Origin of the sequence: Escherichia sp. MOD1-EC6475, from assembly GCF_003046645.1 — a bacterium.
In the GTDB taxonomy this organism is placed as follows: Bacteria; Pseudomonadota; Gammaproteobacteria; order Enterobacterales; family Enterobacteriaceae; genus Escherichia; species Escherichia ruysiae.
The window spans coordinates 1-919 of the sequence record NZ_PZKQ01000075.1 but is presented as its reverse complement, the minus strand read 5'-3'; the positions used below and the strand labels follow the sequence as shown (position 1 = coordinate 919).

1 protein-coding gene, 1 tRNA gene and 1 rRNA gene are annotated in these 919 nt (G+C 49.4%); 1 reads left to right on the top strand and 2 read right to left on the bottom strand.

The features are described 5' to 3' along the window. On the top strand, positions 1 to 601 hold a 601-nt coding region (locus A7589_RS20770), incomplete at its 5' end, for an amino acid ABC transporter ATP-binding protein (protein WP_108188995.1). Positions 602 to 663: 62 nt separating this feature from the next. Here A7589_RS20770 and rrf read toward each other — a convergent pair. After that, a 5S ribosomal RNA gene (gene rrf / locus A7589_RS20765) occupies positions 664 to 779 on the bottom strand. Between the two features lie 39 nt (positions 780 to 818). Beyond that, positions 819 to 894: transfer RNA gene (locus tag A7589_RS20760), tRNA-Thr, on the bottom strand. Between the last annotated feature and the right edge of the window lie 25 nt (positions 895 to 919).

The window sequence follows — 919 nt, the reverse complement described above, 5'->3', positions numbered from 1 at the left end:
AGTTGGAGTCATTACCAATCATCTGGAAGAACATCAACAGGGACGGATCGTGGTGGATGGCATCGAACTTAACGAAGATATCCGCAATATTGAGCGTGTCAGACAGGAAGTGGGAATGGTCTTTCAGCATTTTAATCTTTTCCCACATCTGACCGTTTTACAGAACTGTACCCTGGCACCGATTTGGGTACGCAAGATGCCAAAGAAAGAGGCTGAAGCTCTGGCGATGCATTACCTTGAGCGGGTGAGAATTGCCGAACATGCACAGAAGTTTCCCGGACAGATCTCTGGTGGTCAGCAGCAACGCGTTGCTATAGCACGTTCACTTTGTATGAAGCCCAAGATTATGCTGTTTGATGAACCAACATCCGCGCTCGATCCGGAGATGGTAAAAGAAGTGCTGGATACGATGATTGGACTGGCGCAATCGGGTATGACGATGTTGTGCGTAACGCATGAGATGGGATTTGCGCGAACCGTCGCTGACCGGGTGATTTTTATGGATCGCGGAGAGATAGTGGAACAAGCTGCACCGGATAAGTTTTTTGCGCATCCTAAGTCAGAGCGTACGAGGGCATTTTTATCGCAGGTAATCCATTAATTGAATGTTAGTTCGAAAAGCAAAAAGGCCATCCTTTCGGATGGCCTTTCGCTTGATTTGATGTCTGGCAGTTCCCTACTCTCGCATGGGGAGACCCCACACTACCATCGGCGCTACGGCGTTTCACTTCTGAGTTCGGCATGGGGTCAGGTGGGACCACCGCGCTACTGCCGCCAGACAAATTCTTTTCTAATCTGCCGAACTTTAACCTAAAAAGTGGTGCTGATACCCAGAGTCGAACTGGGGACCTCACCCTTACCAAGGGTGCGCTCTACCAACTGAGCCATATCAGCACGCTAAATTTGATGCCTGGCAGTT